The sequence below is a fragment of the Streptomyces sp. NPDC037013 genome (assembly GCF_055607265.1).
Map to the genome: position 1 here is coordinate 662006 of NZ_JBVJRV010000005.1, position 18997 is coordinate 681002.

Sequence of the window (18997 nt, forward strand, 5' to 3'; positions counted from 1 at the left end):
TGCCACTGACAATCGCCCAATCCGCCACGGTCGGCACACGCGTCGAAGGCCGGCGTTCGGGGCAGGAATATGGGTGATGCACCGTTCCCCCGGGCCCGCGGTGCGCATTGCCCCCGGCTCATTGCCGCGGGCGGCCGCGAAGGGAAGAATTGGAACCGCTCCCGTGCGGCTCCCGTGTTCCGGCCGAACCGGCTCGACCGGCTGGTCCGGCAGGGCTCTGTCGCGGTGCGCTCCCCCAGTCCGACCCCGCCCCCCTCGGGGGCGCGTAGCCGAAGGGAGGACCGTGACCTCCGGATTGACCTCGTCCGCCGCGGCGTCCGTGCCGGAGCCCCCGGCGTCGCCCGAGCTGTCCGCCGGCTCCGCCCACCGTCCCGCCCGGATGCTGGAGCCCGCCGAGTGGTCGGCCGCGGGAATTCCCCTGCTCGGCAACCCCCGTGAGATCGTCGCCGGTCTCCACACGCGCCACCGGCCGAGTCCCGCGACGGCCGTCGTGGCCGTGCTCGACCCGGACGAACGGCTGCGGGCGAGCGCCTCGTTCAGCCACCAGGCGCCCCCGACGGACGGCTGGGTCTTCCGCAACGCGCTGCTCGCGCAGTTGCGCCGGATCATCCCGCACGACCTGCGGCGCCGCACTCCGGTGCGCACCGCCGTCCTGCTCTACTGCCGTACCGGGGACGCCCGTTGGACGCAGGTGGACGGTGCCTGGATGTGGGGCCTGCGGGACGCCTGCACCCTGCACGGACTGCGCTGCGGCGCGTACATCACGCTGACGCACGACGGCTGGCAGGTGCTCGGCGAGGGGCGCGGCGGGCGTCGGCCGAGCGCCGGTTCACGGCCCGAGGCCTTCGCCGGGACCGATCCGCCGGCACCGCGTACCGGAGGCGCGGCCTCCGACGTCCTGCGGCGCGCGGCGGCCCGCTGATCCACTCCACGGGCTCCGCGTTCACCGGACGTCGCGGCGCTGTCCGTACGACGGACAGGCGTCGGCGGGCGTTCGGCATGGGTCAAGAACGCGCCGGGTACGCGAAGGTCCGGCCCGGCGCACACGCGCACACGCCGACCACCGCACCGTGCTTCCGCGCGGCCTGCGCCGCACGGACCAATGACACCACCGCGCGGTACCGGCCGAAACGCGGCAACGTCCCGGACGGGACCACCGCACGGCACCCACCACGAACAGCACACCGAACGGCCGGCGCCGGAGGGCGCCCGCCGAACGACGTCGCCGTCAGACCCCGGCGCCCAGCATGGAGTTGATCCGCTGCGGGTCACCGCAGACGATCAGCAGGGCACCGGCGCGGGTGAGCGCCGCCGGCAGCGCCGCGACCGCGGTCTCTTCGCTGCCGCCGTTGACCGCGACGACGACCACGGGCCGGGTCGCGGCACGGGTGAGGGCGGCGGCGTCGGCATAGAAGACGTCGTCGCCCGCGTCGTGCTGGGCCCAGTAGGCGGTCTCGCCGAAGGACAGCTCGTGCGTGGCCCACGGGTGGGGGTCGCCGGTGGTGATCACCAGGACCTCCCCGGGGGCACGCCCGGAGTCCAGGAGCAGGTCGACGGCCTCCTCGGCCGCGTCCAGCGCGCCCTCGGCCGAGGCCGGGATCAGCTGGATCTGCGGGACCGAGGCCGAAGCGGTGGCGACACCGCCCGCGGACGCTCCGGCGGCGGTCGCCCCGGAGGGAGCGGTACCGGAGGCGGAGGGTCCGGAAGCGGTGAGACCGGTGGCAGCCGGGGCCGTGGACCCGGGCTTGACGGCCGCGTCGCGCGGCGCGCGCTGCGCCGGCGGCGTCGGCCGGGCAGGACCCGGACGGCCGGGGCGCGGCGGAGCCGCGGGACGCGGACCGGGTACGGGGCGGGGGGTCGGCGCGGTACGGCCGCTGGCCGGCGTGGCGCGGGGACCCTGGGCACTCTCGTGAATCTGAGGCTCCTCGGGAATGAGAGGCATGAAGTGTTGTCTATCAAACGCCGATGCGAGTCGCGTCGGCGGGTGGCACATGAGTGCGACCGGAAGTGCCGGAAAAGCGTCAGAACTCAAAGCCGAGCTGACCCTCGATTTCCGGAACATTTCCGTCCGCCCAGCTGCGGGCCTTCTTGAGGTGCCGCCACTGGGGCAGCGCATCAAGATACGCCCACGTGAGCCGGTGGTACGGGGTGGGCCCCCGCTCCGCCAGCGCGGCCTTGTGCACCGGCGACGGATAGCCGGCGTTGGCCGCAAAACCGAAGTCTGCATGTTCGATGCCCAGTTCGGCCATCATTTTGTCGCGCCGGACTTTGGCGATCACCGAAGCCGCGGCGACGGCCACACAGGACTGATCCCCCTTGATCACCGTACGGACCCGCCAGGGGGCGCCGAGGTAATCGTGCTTTCCGTCGAGGATGACCGCGTCCGGACGGACCGGCAGCCCCTCCAGGGCGCGCACCGCGGCGAGCCGCAGCGCGGCCGTCATCCCGATCTCGTCGATCTCCTCGTGCGAGGCGTGACCGAGGGCGTGCGCCGTGACCCAGCTTTCCAGCACCTGCGCGAGCTCATGGCGTCGCTTGGGGGTGATCAGCTTGGAGTCGGTGAGCCCTTCGGGCGGCCGGCGCAGACCCGTGATCGCCGCACAGACGGTGACCGGGCCCGCCCACGCGCCGCGCCCGACCTCGTCGACACCGGCGACGATCTTCGCTCCGGTGGTGGCGCGCAGGGAGCGCTCGACGGTGTGGGTGGGTGGTTCGTACGGCATGGCGACATCAGCCTACGCCGCCGCGGGCCGCCCCCGACACCCAGGCCCTCCGAGTCGCCGCCGAGCCGCCGCCTCGGTGCCGTGGAGCCCCCCCCCGGGCCACCCTCCCTGTCCGACCGCACGGCCGTCCTCCAGCCCCGACCGCACCCCTTCACACACGCAGCAGGGGCACCATCACCTGGTCGATCAAGGCCTCGAACTCCTCGTCCCCCCATTCGCTGCCGCACACCTTCGTGCGGTACATCAGCATCGCCGGAATCACGTCGCACACATAGGCGTCCACCCCACCGGAACGAACCTCTCCGCGCTCGATCCCGCGGCGCAGGACTTCCTTGATCAACTTCACGCTCGGCCCGATGACACCCTCGAAGATCACGTCATGGAAGCGCTCGGCCGTTGCCGTGTCGCACTCGTGAAGCACGGCGCGAAGGGCGTACCCGGGCCGCGAGAACATCGTCGCCCTCATCTGCCTGCACAGCTGCAGCAGGTCCTCCCGAACGCTGCCGGAATCGGGGACGCCGACCAGGCGCGGCAGCCCCGCTCGCAGCGCATGGACGACGAGGTCCTCCTTGGACGGCCAGCGGCGGTAGACGGCGGCCTTGCCGGTCTGCGCGCCCGCGGCCACGCCCTCCATCGTCAGCCCGCTCCAGCCGACCGTGCTGAGCTGCTCCAAGGTGGCGTCGAGGATCGCCCGCTCCAGGACCGGGCCGCGGCGCCGTGGGGAAACCGTCCGAGCGGGGACGGTCGTCCAGCGCGAAGTAGCCATCTGTTTCTCTCCGTTGAGCAAGCAGGAAGTCTCTGAACCAAGGTGAGTGAACGCTTGCGTTCACTCAAGTGGAGTCACTACCGTCGTAGTGCACAGTGAACGGAACCGTTCACTAAGGAACTTGCGGGGGATCATGGCAACGACCTCTCAGCTGACCAAGAACCAGAAGCCCGGAGCGGCCCGCCGGGAGGGACACCCCGGCCTCGCCCTCACCGTCATCGCGGCCTGCCAGCTCATGGTGGTCCTGGATGCGACGATTGTGAACATCGCGCTGCCCCACATCCAGGGAGCGCTCAAATTCTCGACGACCGACCTGACATGGGTCATCAGCGCCTACACCCTCACCTTCGGCGGGCTGTTGCTGCTGGGTGGCCGCGCCGGTGACATCCTGGGACGCCGCCGCGTCTTCATGACCGGCATCCTCCTCTTCACGCTCGCCTCGCTCCTCGGCGGATTCGCCCAGGAACCCTGGCAGTTGCTGGCCGCACGCGCCCTGCAGGGCGTCGGAGGCGCGATCGCCTCGCCCACCTCGCTGGCCCTCATCACGACGACGTTCCCCGAAGGCCCCGAACGGAACCGCGCGTTCGGCGTCTTCGCCGCGGTCTCGGCGGGCGGTGGCGCGATCGGACTGCTGGCGGGCGGCATGCTCACCGAGTGGCTCGACTGGCGCTGGGTCCTCTTCGTGAACGTGCCCATCGGCATCCTGATCGCCGCCCTCACCCCCCTCTACATCAACGAATCCGAACGCCACCCCGGCCGCTTCGACATCCTGGGCGCACTGACGTCGACGCTCGGCATGGCCTCCCTGGTCTACGGGTTCATCCGCTCGGCGGAGGAGGGCTGGCGCGACGGCGTCACCCTGGGTTCGTTCGGTGCCGCAATCGTCCTGCTCCTGGCTTTCTTCTTCGTCGAGAAGCGGGCGAAGGAGCCGATCACGCCCCTGCGGATGTTCGCCGACCGCAACCGCTCGGGCACGTATGTGATCATGCTGAGTCTGGCCGCCGCGATGTTCGGCATGTTCTTCTTCGTCGTCCTCTTCGTGCAGAACGTCCTGGACTACTCCCCGATCGAGGCCGGCCTCGCCTTCCTGCCGGTCTCCCTCGTCATCGCGGTCGGCGCGGGTCTGTCGCAGAAGTTCCTGCCGGTCCTCGGCCCCAAGCCGTTCATGGTGACGGGCTCGATCATCGTCGCCCTGGGTCTCGGCTGGCAGACGCTGCTCGGCCCGGACAGCTCGTACGTCGGCGGGGTGCTCGGCCCGATGCTCCTGTTCGGCTTCGGCATGGGGCTGAACTTCGTCACGCTGACGCTGACGGCCGTCTCCGGAGTCGCCCCCAAGGAAGCGGGCGCGGCCTCCGGCCTGCTCAACGTCACGCAGCAGGTGGGCGGTTCGCTCGGCCTCTCCATCCTCACCACGGTCTTCGGCACGGCCAGCCGTGAAGAAGGCAAGAAACAGGTGGCGGACTTCATGGCACACGGCACACCGGAACAGAAGGCGGAGTTCGCCAAGACCCACGAACTCCCCGCCCCCTGGGGCCACGAGGTGCTGTCCGAGGGCATCTCGACCGCCTTCATCCCGGCCGTCGCCATGGCGGTGCTCGCCCTGGCCACCGCCGCGCTGGTGATCCGCGTACGCAAGAGCGACCTGGACGCACTGGCCGGCACGGCGAGCGCCGCCGGACCCGCGGCCGGCTGACCGGCCGCACCGACCCCGTCGGGGCGCGAGAGCCGGGACGCCGGCTCCGCGCCCCGACGGCCTGGCCCGGGGCGCCGGACCACCACTGAACGGCGGGTGCCGGACCGACCACGACGGCGAAATCGGCCCGGCACCCGCTTCCCCCTGCCGCTCGGAAGGCCACGCCCTCGCCGGTACACCGGGCCGTGTCAGCCATGTCAGCCATGTCATCCGTACGAGCCGTAGGTGCTGGTCCGGCTCTCGCCGCAGACGGCCGGGTCCACCGACAGCGGCCGCTCCTCGATGATCCGCCGCGCCCTGGACTCCCCCAGGCTGGTCGCGAACCACGGCCCCGGCTCGGCACCGAGCTCGTCGGCGATGTCCTTGAGCGCGCAGGAACGCTGGGGCTCCGGCAGCTCGTCCAGGGCCGGCACGGCATCCGCGGACAGCTGCCGCGCGTACTCCAGGTCGAACTTCCCGGTCTCCTCGAAGCGCTGCACGTTCCGCTCGGCGATCATGGCATCGGGCGAGAGGAACCCGAAGGCCAGCACCCCCGCCGCCGCGACCGCCGCCATGGCACGCGGCAGCCAGCGGGCGCCCCAGATCCCCGCGGCCATGATCAAGAGGATGATCACGCCCAGCCAGAGCTCCACGGCCACGACCGAGATCCGCAGCCTGGTCAACCCGTACGCGTCCACGTACATGTCCATGCGCCGCACCGCGGACGCCACCACGACGAGCGTCATCGCACAGAGCGTGCCGAGCACACCGCGCACCAGCGTGCGGTCCCGCGCTCCGCCGCGGGGAGCCCAGCGCAGGGCGAACACGATGACGGCCAGCGTGAGCAGAGTGGCGAGAAGCAGCTGCCAGAACCCCTGCCGCGCATAGGCGGAGTACGAGAGTCCCGTCTCGTCCAGGACCGCGTCGTACCCCCCGAAGAGCACGGCCAGTTGGACCGCGTTGAACGCCGCGAACAGCACATTGAGCACGATCAGCGGCAGTGCCCACTCCACCCGGCCGCGAGCCCGGCCCGGGTTCACCACGAGCCGGTCCCAGCGCACGGGGGACGCGGCGGCCCGCGCCACGGCGAGCGCCACCACCACCCCGACGATCAGGAGCAGGACGCGCCAGGGGCTCCCCGCGACCGAGGCGTCGGGTATGAGCTCGCCGAGCAGGTCCGCGAAGGCGGCGTCGGCCCCGGCGAAGAGCGCCCCGAAGACGAGGAGCAGTACGGCCGCCACCCCGACGGCTCGCAGCACGGGCGCGGCCCCCCGCGCACCGCCCGCCCGCTCACGCACCCCGAGCCAGCCCCACCGGAGCCCCGCCGGAACCGCCTCGAAGACGCCGAGCGGACTCAGGAGTACGCCGATCCAGGTCCGGCACCCGTGCAGCGCCAGCGAACCGAGCGTGAACGCCGCCATGATCGCGAGGAACGACGGCCACCCCGCGTCCCGCAACGCCGGCACGGTGAGCAGCGCGAGCCCCCCGCCCGCCCACACCAGCGACCAGGGCCGAGGCCGGCGCCCGCTCCCCCGCCCCGCGAAGTAGCCGGCGAGCACGGCCGGAACGGCCACCAGCAGCAGATTCAGCGCCACGCCGTCACCGAGCAGGAGCATGCTCGCCAACCCGGTCGCCAGCGCAGCACAGAGCGTCGCCGTAGTTACCGGACCGGGCGGATCCGTTCGCAGATCAGCGAGCAACGGCGGCTGCTCCGCCACGACGGGATAGCCCCAGCCGCCCTGGGCCCCCGACGCCGCACGCCCACCTTGCCCACTGTGCCCGTCCTGCCCGCTGTGCCCACCCCCGCTCTCCTGTCTCGAACGAGAAGCCTGATGTGACCGCGACCCCTCCCGCACCCGCTCCCCGCCCACCGGCACGGCATCCTGCGGCTCTCCGCCGGCCGCCCCGGGCACATCTGATCCGTCACGTCCGGCTGATCCGTCACGTCCGGCTGATCTGTCACGTCCGGCTGGTGTGTCAGGCACGGGACCCCTCCCCGGCCGGCTCCCGCGCGCAGTGCGCGGCGCCCAACAGGTGGGTGCCACGCGTCTGCCAGGACCGGCATCTCGTTCAACGCATGCGAGCCAAGATCAACTGGCGGGCGCCTCAGCGTATCCGGGCACCGCCCCCGCCCTCTCCGTCCGATCCACGCCTGTGGCACGACCGTGACAGTGACAGTGGCGCCTTGGCCCCGAACCGGCCCCTACGGGCAGCCCCGCCCCGGAACCATGCCGTGACGCCAAGGCCCGCCTCACCACGACGGGCCCGGATCCCTGGAACAGGCCGTCAGGCCACGCCCTCCGGAAGCCACCCGGGCAGCGCCTCGGTCCGCTCCAGCCACTCCTCGGGCGGCGCCCCACCGTCGCCGGACGCGATGACGCCTCCCACGATGGCGCAGGTCGTGTCCATGTCCCCGCCCACCTGCGCGGTCTCCCACATCGCTCGCTCGTACGAACCGAGCCCGCGGGCGGCGGACCACAACGCGAACGGCACCGTGTCATGCGCGGTCGTACGCCGGCCGCAGCCCAGCACCGCCGCGACCGTCCCCGCGTCGCCGTAGTCGAGCATGTCCCGCGCCCGGCGCAGCCCCGCCCCCACGGCACTGCGCGGCACCAGGGCGATGACACCGTCGAGGAGCTCCTGCGGCGTCGGCGGGCCCGAGGGCGCGGCCGTCAGCGCTGCGGCGGCGGCCACCGCCATCGCTCCGACGACCGCCTCACGGTGCTGGTGCGTGGGGTATGCCGAGATCTCCGCCTGGTGTGTCGCCTGCTCCGGGTCGTCCGCGTACCAGGCGCCGAGGGGGGCGATCCGCATCGCGGCACCGTTCCCCCAGGAGCCCTGCCCCTTGAAGAGCGCGGAGGCCAGCTCCCGCCAGTCCCCGCCTTCCCTGACCTGCCGCAGCAACCGGTTCACGGCGGGGCCGTAACCGCGGTCGAAGTCATGGTGCTCGGCGAACGACTGGGCGAGCGCGTCCTGGTCGATCCGGCGGTGCTTGATGAGGACGGCCAGCACGGAGCAGGCCATTTCCGTGTCGTCGGTCCACTGCCAGGGCGCGTCGGGCAGCTGCCGACGCTTGAGCAGGGGGTAATGCGCGGGCACGAAGAACTGTGAGCCCAGCGCATCCCCCACCGCCAGTCCGCGCAGGCTGGCCAGAGCGCGCTCGAGGCGCCGGTCGGGAGAGGAGTCAGCGATCATCGCCCTGCCACTCTATCCGGTGACGCCGTACGGCTCCGGCTCTCGCCAGCGTTCGAACGGCTGGTTCAGCGTGTACTTGCCGTCCTCGCCCAGCACCAGCATCCTCATCTCTCCGTTGCCCGGGTTGGACAGCGACTCGAACTCGGCGACCGACCAGTGGAACCAGCGCATGCAGAACAGCCGCATGGTCAGTCCGTGCGTGACCAGGAGGACGTTCGGCGGGTGGTCCGGGGCCTCGAAACTCCGGTACAGGCTTTCGAGGAAGGCCCCGACCCGGTCGTAGACGTCGGCCCCCGACTCTCCCTGCGCGAACCGGTAGAAGAAGTGGCCGTACGCGTCGCGGTATGCCTTCTGCAGGCGTACGTCGTCCCTGTCCTGCCAGTTCCCCCAGTCCTGCTCGCGCAGCCTCGGCTCCTCCCGCACACGCACCAGCTCGGGGTCGAGCCGGAACGCCTGGAAGGTCTCGTGGGTGCGGCGGTACGGCGAGACGTACACACTCACCCGCTCGCTGCCGAGCAGTTCCCGCAGGTGTTTGCCGGTGTCCTCCGCCTGGGACCAGCCCGTCTCGGTGAGCGCCAACGCGTGATCGGGCTCGCGTTCGTACACGGTGTCGTCGGCGTTGCCGGCCGACTCGCCGTGCCGGACCAGGATGATGCGCCGCGGACGTGCCATACGGAAACCCTAGATCGGGTCTTCGACGGGCGGCTCAGTCGGGTAGGCGTCCGGCCTCCATCCGGCGTATTCGGCCCGTGAAGCGCCGACGCAGCAATCGGTCGTGCGAGACGATCACCAGCGCTCCTGTCCACCGGTCGAGCGCCGCCTCCAGCTCCTCGACCAGGCCGAGTGCCAGGTGGTTGGCGGGTTCGTCGAGCAGCAGCAGGTCGGCGGGTCTGGCGAGCAGCCGCGCAAGGGCCAGCCTCCGGCGCTGCCCCGCGGAGAGCGCCCCCACCGGGACGTGCAGGTCGCGGGGTCGGAACAGGCCGTACGACAGAAGCAGTTCCCGGTTCTCCTCGTCGGTGAGCCCCAGGCCCCTGCCGAACACTTCGAGGACGCGCTCGGCGGGCTGCCGTACCGGTATCTCCTGGGCGAGGTAGCCGATCCGGCCTCTGCGGACGACGGTGCCCTCTTCGGGTTCGAGGACGCCCGCCATGGTGCGCAGCAGAGTGGACTTTCCCGCGCCGTTGCCTCCATGGATCAGCAGCCGCTCGCCGGCCGAGATCGTGAGCGTGTCCACGGCGAGGCGATCGCCGACCCGTACGTTCCGCAAGGTCACCAGTGGTCCTTCCGCCGCGCCCGTCACGGGGCGTGCCCTGAAGTTCAGCGGTTCGGGAGGCTTCGGCACCGGTTGTTCCCGCAGTCGGCGGAGTCGCTCCTGAGCGTTCCGTACGCGCCCCGAGATCGAGGCCTGGACTCGCCCTCCGGCCCGGTCGTAGGCCATTTTGTTGTTGTCCTTCATGCCGCGGCCGCCGGCGACGGAGTGGGCCGTGCCCGCCATGAACTCCTGGAGGTGGCTCGTCTCCTCGCACCACTGCGCGTACTCCTGCTCCCAGCGCTGCCGGGCGGCGGCCCGTTCCGCGACGAAGCCGTGGTAGCCCCCGCCGTGTCGCACCACCGAGCGGCGGTCCGCGTCCACTTCCAGGATCGCGGTGGCCACACGCTCCAGGAACGTGCGGTCGTGAGAGACCGCGATCACCGTCCCGCGATGTGCGGACAGGGTGCTCTCCAGCCAGTCCAGCGCGCTCTCGTCCAAGTGGTTGGTCGGCTCGTCCAGGAGCATGACTTCGGGTGACGCCGCGATGAGGCAGGCGAGCCCGAGCCGCGCTTGTTCGCCGCCGGACAGGCTGCCCAGGGCCCTGTTCCGGTCGATGTGTCCGAGCCCCAGTCCGTGCATCGCCTTGTCGACGCGCGCGTCCGCCTCATAGCCGCCGCGCAGTTCGAAGGTGGTCAGCAGGTCGCCGTACTCACTCAGCTGCCGCTCGGACGCGGAACCCAGGAGACCTTCGAGCTCACGCAACCGCCGCTCCATGCACCGCAGTTCGGCCAACTCCGCGTCGATGGCGTCCGAGACGAGTCGGTCCGCCGGGAGGCGCGGAGTCTGCTCCAGGAGCCCCGCTCCCCGCTCGACGACGGTCACCACCTCACCCTCGTCGGGCAGCTCCTCACCGGCCATCAGCTGGAGCAGGGTGGACTTTCCCGCACCGTTCTCCCCCACGACTCCTATGCGCTCGCCCGGCCGGACCGCGAGGGACACCCCGTCGAGAAGCAGCCGGTCCCCACGCGCCTTGGTCACACCACGCAGAGAGATCTGAGTAGGCATGGTCACCCCCGCTTCACCCGCACCCAGCAAACGCTACTCGCGTCGCATTACGATGAGTGTGGCAGACTGCCGGATCTAATGCAACACGAGTAGCGATAATTTTCTCGACGCGAGGTGCCGGCCTCAATGACGCGGAGGTACCGACCCGAATGAGGCGAGGGAGCGAGACCATGGCGGAGAAGCGTGTTGGTGCTGGTCAGGGCAGTGGTGCAGAAGGCGCCGGGCGAGGCGGGAGGCGTGGCTCCGCCGGGTTCGCGTCAGGAGCTGAGTCCGCGCCGCCCCGGCAGCCCGACGAAACCGCGACCGCACACTCCGGACCCGGCCCCGCCTCCGACCCCACCCCCGACCCCGCCCCCGGCACCCGCCGCCCCGGCGGCCGCACGGCCCGTACTCGCGCAGCCGTCCGGGACGCCGTGCTGAGCGGCCTCGCGGACCACGGGTACCCCGGGCTCACCGTCGAGTACGTGGCCGACCATTCGGGCGTGCACAAAACCACGCTGTACCGCCGCTGGGGCGGGCTCGAAGGGATGGTCGCCGACGCTCTCGCCATGGCGGGCGAGGACACGTGGACCCCGCCGGACACCGGCAGCCTGGAAGGCGACCTGCGCGAGCTCGCCCGGGAGGTGGTCGAGTCCTTCTCCGACGACACGGCGGCGGCCGCACCGACGGCGTTCGTCGCCGCCGCCTTCCAGTCGCAGCGGGCCGCCGAGGCCCTGCACGCCTTCTACGCCGAGCGGTTCGGCCGCTGCGAGGCAGTCGTCGAGCGCGCCGTCGAACGCGGCGAGGCGCCCTCGGACACCGACGCGGCCGCGCTCGTCCGCGCCGTCTCCGCCCCGCTGTTGCTGCGCGTGTTCATCACGCGTGAGCCGATCGACGCGGCGCTCGCCGACCAATCGGCGGCGGCGGCCGTCGCCGCCACGCGGGCGGGCGCCTTCGCCCGGCGGGGCGCCCGGCAGTGACGGCACTGCACTCGCCCGTCGCTCGTGCGCCCGTCACCCGTCGGTCGGGGGTCCGGGCGCCCACCCTGTCACAGCGTCACACCGTCCACGACGGCTCCAACTCCACGATGTCCCCGGCGAGCGCGGAGATGTCGGCGTCCGTCTGTGCCCGCAGTGACAGGCGCTCCACCCGCTCGGCGCGGTACTTGCCGTGTTCGGCCGCCGACTGCCACATGGAGAGCACCAGGAACTCGTGGCCGGGCGCCTCGCCGAAAAGCCCGCGCACCATGCCCGGCGAGCCGGCCATGGCGGGGTTCCAGACCTTCTCCTGCATCAGCGCGAAGTGTTCGACCCGCGCCTCCCTGACCCGGCAGTGTGCGACACGCACCACGTCCGCGTCGGTGAAGCGCGGCTCGAACCCCGTCTTCACGTCGAACCGGTGGTCGAAGAGCTTGGCCTGGACGTTCTTGAAGGTGCCGGCCTGGGCGGTCGCGAGACGATCGTGCGAGCGCGCCATGAAGGAGTCGTAAAAGGCACGACTTTCCCAGAAGGCGAAGACGTGCGCGACGCCCTGCCGTCCCCGGCTCCACCCCCCGCCCTGTCCCCGGAACCCCGGCTCCCCCAAAAGCCCCGCCCACTTTCGCTGCCCTCGTTCGAACCCCCGTCGGTCCACCACGGTGCAGCGAGTCCACTTGACCAGCACCGCGCCATCGTACGGCGCGGAGCCACGCCCGGGTCACGCTCCGGCGTAGTGCACCCGGATCAGCTCGGCCGAGTCATCGGCGTCCAGCTCGATACCGAACTCCCGGTCGAGAACGCCCGTCAATTCGCCCACAGGAACGCTTCGTTCGTCGACCGTACCGTCGGGATGGACCACCTTCAGCTGGTCGCCGGCCAGCATGCGGCGTACCCCTGGAGCGCTCCTCTGCACCACGGGGCGCCGGATGAACGACGACTTGGGGTGGGTCGACGTGTAGTGGTTCATCACTACGTAGTCGACGGGAAGCCGACGTTCCAGGGTGTACGCGTACAGGTCGAGCCAGTCACCGTTGGTCCATGTCCGCAGCACCAGGACGCCTTCGTCCTCCTGCCGGATCCCGTAACGCCACTCTCCTTGCCGCATTTCCACACCGGCGCGCAGCGGAATCGGTTCGAGCAGTCCGTCGGCGCCGAAGCCGACGTCGCAGTGGAACGCCTCGCCCTCCACCTCGACCTTCAGGAGCATGTGCGTCACCGCGCGCGTGACGGATGCCCCGGCCCTCACCCGGGCGCCCAACCCGGTGACGTCGAACCCGATGCGTTCGAGGGCGGCCGCGAAGAGCAGGTTCTGCTCGTAGCAGTAGCCGCCCCGCCGGTGGTGCAGCATCTTGCTCTGCAACGCCGCCAGGTCGAGCGGCACGGGCCGGCCGAGCATCATCTCGAGGTTCTCGAAGGGGATGGCCGCCACGTGCTCCCTGTGGAGCGTGCGCAGTGTCTCCAGGTCCGGCTTCGTCCCGCCCTTGTGCCCGATTCTCGCCAAGTAGGCGTCGATGTCGAGTTCTTCCCCGTTCCATGTCATGGCCCCATGATCCCACCGCGGCCCTGCCGATCACGCGGGCCGCCAACTCACCCCACACCTGGTTCCGTTGGCTCTCCGCCTCTGACCAGGGGTGCTACACCGTTGTCAGGGGTACGACGTAGCGTGTGTGCGGAGATGCCCGGTGCACGGAGCGCGGCCGGGTCACAAGGAGGGGGAACTCCGATGAGCAGCGTCAGCAAGGGGATCAAGAAGGTCGAGATCGGGCTCAAGTGGGATCCGAGCCCGGCCGGGACCGCGCCCCACGACCTCGACATCATCGCCGCGACCTATGCGGCGGACGCTCCGTACGGGGCTCCCGTCTACCTCGTGCACTTCGACAGCCGCTCCCCCGACGGGACGATCACCCTCAACCGGGACAGCCGGACGGGCCAGGGGTTCGGTTTCGACGAGGTGATGACGCTGGAACTGGACCGGCTCGCCCCCACCTTCGTACGGGTCGTGGTGGGAGTGGCCATACAGCGCCAGGACGAGCCGCAGGTCTTTGGAGACATCGCGAACACCGCGGTGCGGGTCCGCGAGGGCTACACGGACCTGGCGCAGAGCGACCTGGCCGAGGTCGCGGGGTACACGGCGTCGACCCTCGCGGAGTTCACCCGGGACGAGTCCGGGACCTGGTCCTTCCGCGAGTACATCCGGGGCTTCGACGCCGATCCGACTTCGTTCGCCGCGCTCATGGGCAGCGCGCGCTGACACATCGGCGAGGCGCCCGCTGACGCTCGCCGCACGCCGAAGGGGACCGACCCATCGGGCCGATCCCCTTCGACAACAACCGAACAACTGATCAGCCACCCACCGGCCACCCGCGCGGGCCGCGTCGGACGCTGGTGGCGTCCGGCGGGGCACCGCCCCGGGCTCACGGCGTCGGTCAGCTGCAGCCGCTCGTCGAGCCGCAGCCCTCGCAGATGTAGCAGGAGCCGGCGCGCTGCATCTTCGTGCCGCAGGAGAAGCAGAGCGGTGCGTCGGCCTGGATGCCCAGCTGCATCTCCACGAGCTCGGCGCTGGTGTGCGCCTGCTGCGGGAGGTCCTTGACCACCTCGGACTCGGCCTTCGGCGTGGCGACCGCCTTCAGGGACTCGGTCTGCCGGGGGGCGGACTGCGCCAGGCCCTCGACGTCGACCTCGTCCTCGGTGGGCTCGTACGACCCGGTCTCCAGGTGGCGCTGACGCTCCTCGGCGGAGTGGATGCCGAGCGCGGAGCGCGTCTCGAAGGGCAGGAAGTCCAGCGCCAGGCGGCGGAAGATGTAGTCGACGATCGACTGCGCCATCCGCACGTCCGGGTCGTCCGTCATGCCGGCCGGCTCGAAGCGCATGTTCGTGAACTTGGAGACGTACGTCTCCAGGGGCACGCCGTACTGCAGACCGACCGAGACGGCGATGGAGAAGGCGTCCATCATGCCCGCGAGGGTCGAGCCCTGCTTGGACATCTTCAGGAAGACCTCACCGAGACCGTCGTCCGGGTAGGAGTTGGCGGTCATGTAACCCTCGGCGCCACCCACCGTGAAGGACGTGGTGATGCCGGGGCGGCCCTTGGGCAGACGCTTGCGGACGGGGCGGTACTCGACCACCTTCTCGACCGCGGTACGGATCGTGTCCTCGGCCTTCTCGGTGATCTCGGCCTTCTCCTCCTCCTTCTTCTTGGCGGAGAGGGGCTGACCGACCTTGCAGTTGTCGCGGTAGATCGCGAGCGCCTTGACGCCCATCTTCCACGCCTCGAAGTAGACCTCTTCGACGTCCTCGACGGTGGCGGTCTCAGGGAGGTTGACCGTCTTGGAGAGGGCGCCGGAGATCCACGGCTGGATCGCGGCCATCATGCGGACGTGGCCCATCGCGGAGATGGAACGCTCGCCCATGGCGCAGTCGAAGACCTCGTAGTGCTCGGGCTTCAGACCGGGGGCGTCGATCACATTGCCGTTCTCGGCGATGTGGGCGACGATCGCCTCGATCTGCTCCTCCTGGTAACCCAGGCGACGCAGGGCCTGCGGCACGGTGCCGTTGACGATCTGCATCGAGCCGCCGCCGACGAGCTTCTTGAACTTCACCAGGGCGAGGTCGGGCTCCAGCCCCGTGGTGTCGCAGGACATCGCGAGACCGATGGTGCCGGTCGGCGCGATGACCGATGCCTGCGAGTTACGGAAACCGTTCTTCTCGCCGAGGCGGATCACGTCCTGCCAGGCCTCCGTGGCGGCGGCCCAGATCGGGGTGTCCAGGTCGTCCACGCGGATGGCCGCGGCATTGGCGTCGGCGTGCTGCTTCATGACGCGCTTGTGCGGCGTGGCGTTGCGGGCGTAGCCGTCGTAGGGGCCGACGACCGCGGCGAGCTCGGCGGAACGCTTGTACGACGTACCGGTCATCAGCGACGTGATGGAGCCGGCGAGGGCGCGGCCGCCGTCGGAGTCGTACGCGTGACCCGTGGCCATCAGGAGGGCGCCGAGGTTGGCATAGCCGATGCCGAGCTGGCGGTAGGCGCGGGTGTTCTCGCCGATCTTCTGGGTGGGGAAGTCCGCGAAACAGATGGAGATGTCCATCGCGGTGATGACCAGCTCGACGACCTTCGCGAAGCGCTCGGCGTCGAAGGACTGGTTGCCCTTGCCGTCGTCCTTCAGGAACTTCATCAGGTTCAGCGAGGCGAGGTTGCAGGACGTGTTGTCCAGGTGCATGTACTCGCTGCACGGGTTCGAGCCGTTGATCCGGCCGGACTCCGGGCAGGTGTGCCAGGCGTTGATGGTGTCGTCGTACTGGATGCCCGGGTCGGCACAGGCCCAGGCGGCCTCGGCCATCTTGCGGAAGAGCGACTTGGCGTCGACCTCCTCGATGACGTCACCGGTCATCCGGGCACGCAGACCGAACTTGGAGCCGGACTCCACGGCCTTCATGAACTCGTCGTTCACGCGGACCGAGTTGTTCGCGTTCTGGTACTGGACCGACGTGATGTCGTCGCCGCCCAGGTCCATGTCGAAGCCCGCGTCGCGCAGCGCGCGGATCTTCTCCTCTTCCTTCACCTTGGTCTCGATGAAGCCCTCGATGTCGGGGTGGTCGACGTCGAGGATGACCATCTTGGCCGCGCGGCGCGTGGCGCCACCGGACTTGATCGTTCCTGCGGAGGCGTCGGCACCGCGCATGAAGGAGACGGGACCCGAGGCGTTGCCTCCGGAGGACAGCAGTTCCTTGGAGGAACGGATGCGGGAGAGGTTCAGGCCGGCGCCGGAGCCGCCCTTGAAGATCATGCCCTCCTCCTTGTACCAGTCGAGGATCGACTCCATGGAGTCGTCGACGGCGAGGATGAAGCAGGCGGAGACCTGCTGCGGCTGGGGCGTGCCGACGTTGAACCAGACCGGCGAGTTGAAGCTGAAGATCTGGTGCAGGAGGGCGTAAGCCAGCTCGTGCTCGAAGATCTCGGCGTCGGCGGGCGAGGCGAAGTAGTTGTAGTCCTCACCGGCCTTGCGGTAGGTCTTCACGATGCGGTCGATCAGCTGCTTGAGGCCGGTCTCGCGCTGCGGGGTACCGACGGCCCCGCGGAAGTACTTGCTGGTGACGATGTTGACCGCGTTCACCGACCAGAAGTCGGGGAACTCGACGCCACGCTGCTCGAAGTTGATCGAGCCGTCGCGCCAATTGGTCATGACGACGTCACGGCGCTCCCAGACCACCTCGTCGTACGGATGCACGCCGGGCGTCGTGTGGATGCGCTCGATACGCAGACCCTTGGCCTTGGATCCCTTGGCTCGGGAACCTCGTGCCGGGCCGCTCGTCGTCTCGGTCATGCCGCCTCCCTGTATCAGGCTAAAACGCCCTGAAGTGCCACGATGTTCCCCGTGGCACGGATGTGTGTCTGGTGTCGAGGGCATCACTGATGACGCCCTCAACAGGTCTGGTTCGCCGCCGGCCGGTCGGTCAGCCGGTCAGTCGGCGGCGGTGGCGGGCACCGGGACTTCGACAGTCCCTCCGGCCCCGCGGTCATTCACGACGCGCTCTCCGCCCGCGTCGCACGGCTCCGCGTCAAGCCGCTTTTCCCTCAGCTCCCCGATGGCAGCCTCGAAGTCCTCGAGCGAGTCGAAGGCCCGGTACACGGACGCGAAGCGCAGGTAGGCGACGAGGTCGAGCTCCTGCAACGGTCCCAGTATGGCAAGCCCCACGTCATGCGTGGTGAGCTCCGCGCTGCCGGTGGCACGCACCGCCTCTTCGACCCGCTGGCCGAGCAGGGCGAGGGCGTCCTCGGTCACCGGCCGCCCCTGGCACGCCTTGCGGACGCCGTTGATGACCTTCGTACGACTGAAGGGTTCCGTGACGCCGCTGCGCTTCACCACCATCAGCGAGCACGTCTCCACGGTCGTGAAACGACGGGAGCAGTCCGGGCACTGGCGGCGTCGGCGGATCGACGTGCCGTCGTCGGTGGTACGGCTGTCGACCACGCGGCTGTCGGGGTGCCTGCAGAAGGGGCAGTGCATGAAACTCCCAACCCTCCTTCACGGCACGACTCATAAGCCTCAACGGGCCCTGGGGGCCCTCGAAGCAGCCCCAAGCATAGGCGATCCTTGAGCCCCTGAGAGACCAGGGACCACAACTTCTGGGCTGCTGCCGCAATCCAACCACTAGATCTGGGGTTTGGCCGCTTTTTCGACACTGCGCGTGTCGGATCGCCTCAGCGCACGCCGGACGCACGCGGCCGTCACTCGCGCCGCTCTGGCGCGGGGGCCGGTGCCGGGTTGACGGGGTGCCGGGTGGCAGTATGGGAGCCCCACCGAGGGGGGCACTGGCCCGGCGGTGAAGCGTACCGTAATGAACCGAATTGCCGTTCGGCCCGCGCGCTGGCCATACACCCGGACACATGATCGCGGCAGGCAATCTGCACTTTTTCACTCGAACGTGTGTTTGGCGCAACCTTTCGAAAGCAACTACCGTTGGCTAGCTAGGGAGAGAACATCTCGAGAGGGGCCGACCGACGTGACCACCACCGCAGACAGCGCCACCATCACTGCCCAGGACCGCTCCAGCCGACTCGAGCCGGTGCATGCCATGAATGACTCAGCCACGAACCAGGAGGGGCCCAAGCCCACTCGCTCCCTGCCGGGCCGACCTCCAGGCATCCGTGCCGACAGCTCGGGGCTCACCGACCGGCAGCGCCGGGTGATCGAGGTCATCAGGGACTCGGTGCAACGGCGCGGTTACCCGCCGTCGATGCGGGAGATCGGGCAGGCCGTCGGCCTTTCCAGCACCTCCTCCGTCGCGCACCAGCTGATGGCTCTGGAGCGCAAGGGCTTCCTCCGCCGCGACCCGCACCGCCCCCGGGCATACGAAGTGCGGGGCTCGGACCAGCCCAGCAGCCAGCCCACCGACACCACGGGCAAGCCCGCCGCTTCGTACGTCCCGCTCGTGGGCCGTATCGCGGCCGGTGGCCCCATCCTCGCCGAGGAGTCGGTGGAGGACGTCTTCCCTCTCCCCCGGCAGCTCGTGGGCGACGGCGAGCTCTTCGTCCTGAAGGTCGTCGGTGACTCGATGATCGAGGCCGCCATCTGCGACGGCGACTGGGTCACGGTCCGCCGTCAGCCCGTCGCGGAGAACGGCGACATCGTGGCGGCCATGCTGGACGGCGAGGCGACGGTCAAGCGCTTCAAGCGCGAGGACGGGCACGTCTGGCTGCTCCCGCACAACGCCGCGTACCAGCCGATCCCCGGCGACGAGGCCACCATCCTCGGCAAGGTCGTGGCGGTGCTCCGGCGGGTGTGAGACTCCGCCCCTGACCGGGCCCCGGAACCAACTGCGCCGGTTCCGGGGCCCTGCTGCGTCCGCGCCAAGCGGCCGCCCCCAGGC

Annotated in this window: 15 protein-coding genes and 1 pseudogene; 5 read left to right on the top strand and 11 right to left on the bottom strand. The window is 70.3% G+C overall.

Annotated elements, in window-relative coordinates; genetic code table 11:
* Positions 1 to 283 precede the first annotated feature (283 nt).
* Positions 284 to 922, top strand: a complete 639-nt coding sequence (locus tag ACZ7DY_RS21860; protein WP_471137608.1) for a hypothetical protein — start codon at positions 284 to 286, stop codon at positions 920 to 922.
* Between the two features lie 306 nt (positions 923 to 1228).
* Here the strand turns inward: ACZ7DY_RS21860 and ACZ7DY_RS21865 are convergent, their stop codons facing one another.
* The 3 genes from ACZ7DY_RS21865 to ACZ7DY_RS21875 form a co-directional block, all read right to left on the bottom strand.
* On the bottom strand, positions 1229 to 1942 hold the full coding sequence (locus ACZ7DY_RS21865) for a hypothetical protein (RefSeq protein WP_471137609.1): 714 nt from the start codon (positions 1940 to 1942) through the stop codon (positions 1229 to 1231).
* Between the two features lie 79 nt (positions 1943 to 2021).
* Positions 2022 to 2723: a ribonuclease HII gene (locus tag ACZ7DY_RS21870; protein WP_471137610.1), complete on the bottom strand. Its 702-nt coding sequence runs from the start codon at positions 2721 to 2723 to the stop codon at positions 2022 to 2024.
* A gap of 151 nt (positions 2724 to 2874) precedes the next feature.
* Complete coding sequence (locus tag ACZ7DY_RS21875; protein ID WP_471137735.1) at positions 2875 to 3489, bottom strand: TetR/AcrR family transcriptional regulator; 615 nt, start codon at positions 3487 to 3489, stop codon at positions 2875 to 2877.
* A gap of 133 nt (positions 3490 to 3622) precedes the next feature.
* On the opposite strand from ACZ7DY_RS21875, the gene ACZ7DY_RS21880 reads away from it, so the two are divergent.
* Positions 3623 to 5182: an MFS transporter gene (locus ACZ7DY_RS21880; RefSeq protein ID WP_471137611.1), complete on the top strand. Its 1560-nt coding sequence runs from the start codon at positions 3623 to 3625 to the stop codon at positions 5180 to 5182.
* A gap of 206 nt (positions 5183 to 5388) precedes the next feature.
* Here ACZ7DY_RS21880 and ACZ7DY_RS21885 read toward each other — a convergent pair whose 3' ends face one another.
* From ACZ7DY_RS21885 to abc-f, 4 genes are all read right to left on the bottom strand, one after another.
* Positions 5389 to 6879: a DUF4153 domain-containing protein gene (locus ACZ7DY_RS21885; RefSeq protein WP_471137612.1), complete on the bottom strand. Its 1491-nt coding sequence runs from the start codon at positions 6877 to 6879 to the stop codon at positions 5389 to 5391.
* 568 nt (positions 6880 to 7447) lie between these two features.
* The gene (locus tag ACZ7DY_RS21890; RefSeq protein WP_471137613.1) at positions 7448 to 8356 is read right to left on the bottom strand and encodes an ADP-ribosylglycohydrolase family protein; all 909 of its coding nucleotides are present in this window, start codon (positions 8354 to 8356) and stop codon (positions 7448 to 7450) included.
* A 12-nt stretch (positions 8357 to 8368) separates the two neighbouring features.
* Positions 8369 to 9028: a histidine phosphatase family protein gene (locus tag ACZ7DY_RS21895; RefSeq protein ID WP_471137614.1), complete on the bottom strand. Its 660-nt coding sequence runs from the start codon at positions 9026 to 9028 to the stop codon at positions 8369 to 8371.
* 34 nt (positions 9029 to 9062) lie between these two features.
* Positions 9063 to 10673 carry a ribosomal protection-like ABC-F family protein gene (abc-f, locus tag ACZ7DY_RS21900; RefSeq protein ID WP_471137615.1) on the bottom strand — a complete coding sequence of 537 codons (1611 nt, stop codon included), beginning with the start codon at positions 10671 to 10673 and terminating at the stop codon, positions 9063 to 9065.
* Positions 10674 to 11020: 347 nt separating this feature from the next.
* Between abc-f and ACZ7DY_RS21905 the strand changes: the two are divergent.
* A pseudogene (locus ACZ7DY_RS21905) lies at positions 11021 to 11632 on the top strand (TetR/AcrR family transcriptional regulator); the annotation flags it as partial.
* Between the two features lie 76 nt (positions 11633 to 11708).
* Here ACZ7DY_RS21905 and ACZ7DY_RS21910 read toward each other — a convergent pair.
* Positions 11709 to 12314, bottom strand: coding sequence for a YdbC family protein (locus ACZ7DY_RS21910; protein ID WP_471137616.1), 606 nt, complete (start codon positions 12312 to 12314; stop codon positions 11709 to 11711).
* Positions 12315 to 12347: 33 nt separating this feature from the next.
* Complete coding sequence (locus ACZ7DY_RS21915) at positions 12348 to 13169, bottom strand: arylamine N-acetyltransferase family protein (RefSeq protein WP_471137617.1); 822 nt, start codon at positions 13167 to 13169, stop codon at positions 12348 to 12350.
* A gap of 135 nt (positions 13170 to 13304) precedes the next feature.
* Here ACZ7DY_RS21915 and ACZ7DY_RS21920 point away from each other — a divergent pair, with 135 nt between their 5' ends.
* Complete coding sequence (locus ACZ7DY_RS21920; protein WP_471137618.1) at positions 13305 to 13880, top strand: TerD family protein; 576 nt, start codon at positions 13305 to 13307, stop codon at positions 13878 to 13880.
* A gap of 175 nt (positions 13881 to 14055) precedes the next feature.
* Here ACZ7DY_RS21920 and ACZ7DY_RS21925 read toward each other — a convergent pair whose 3' ends face one another.
* Positions 14056 to 16950: a vitamin B12-dependent ribonucleotide reductase gene (locus tag ACZ7DY_RS21925; RefSeq protein WP_471137619.1), complete on the bottom strand. Its 2895-nt coding sequence runs from the start codon at positions 16948 to 16950 to the stop codon at positions 14056 to 14058.
* Between the two features lie 138 nt (positions 16951 to 17088).
* Positions 17089 to 17634: a transcriptional regulator NrdR gene (gene nrdR, locus ACZ7DY_RS21930; protein ID WP_471137620.1), complete on the bottom strand. Its 546-nt coding sequence runs from the start codon at positions 17632 to 17634 to the stop codon at positions 17089 to 17091.
* A gap of 496 nt (positions 17635 to 18130) precedes the next feature.
* Here nrdR and lexA point away from each other — a divergent pair, with 496 nt between their 5' ends.
* Complete coding sequence (gene lexA, locus ACZ7DY_RS21935) at positions 18131 to 18913, top strand: transcriptional repressor LexA (RefSeq protein ID WP_471137621.1); 783 nt, start codon at positions 18131 to 18133, stop codon at positions 18911 to 18913.
* Positions 18914 to 18997: the final 84 nt, after the last annotated feature.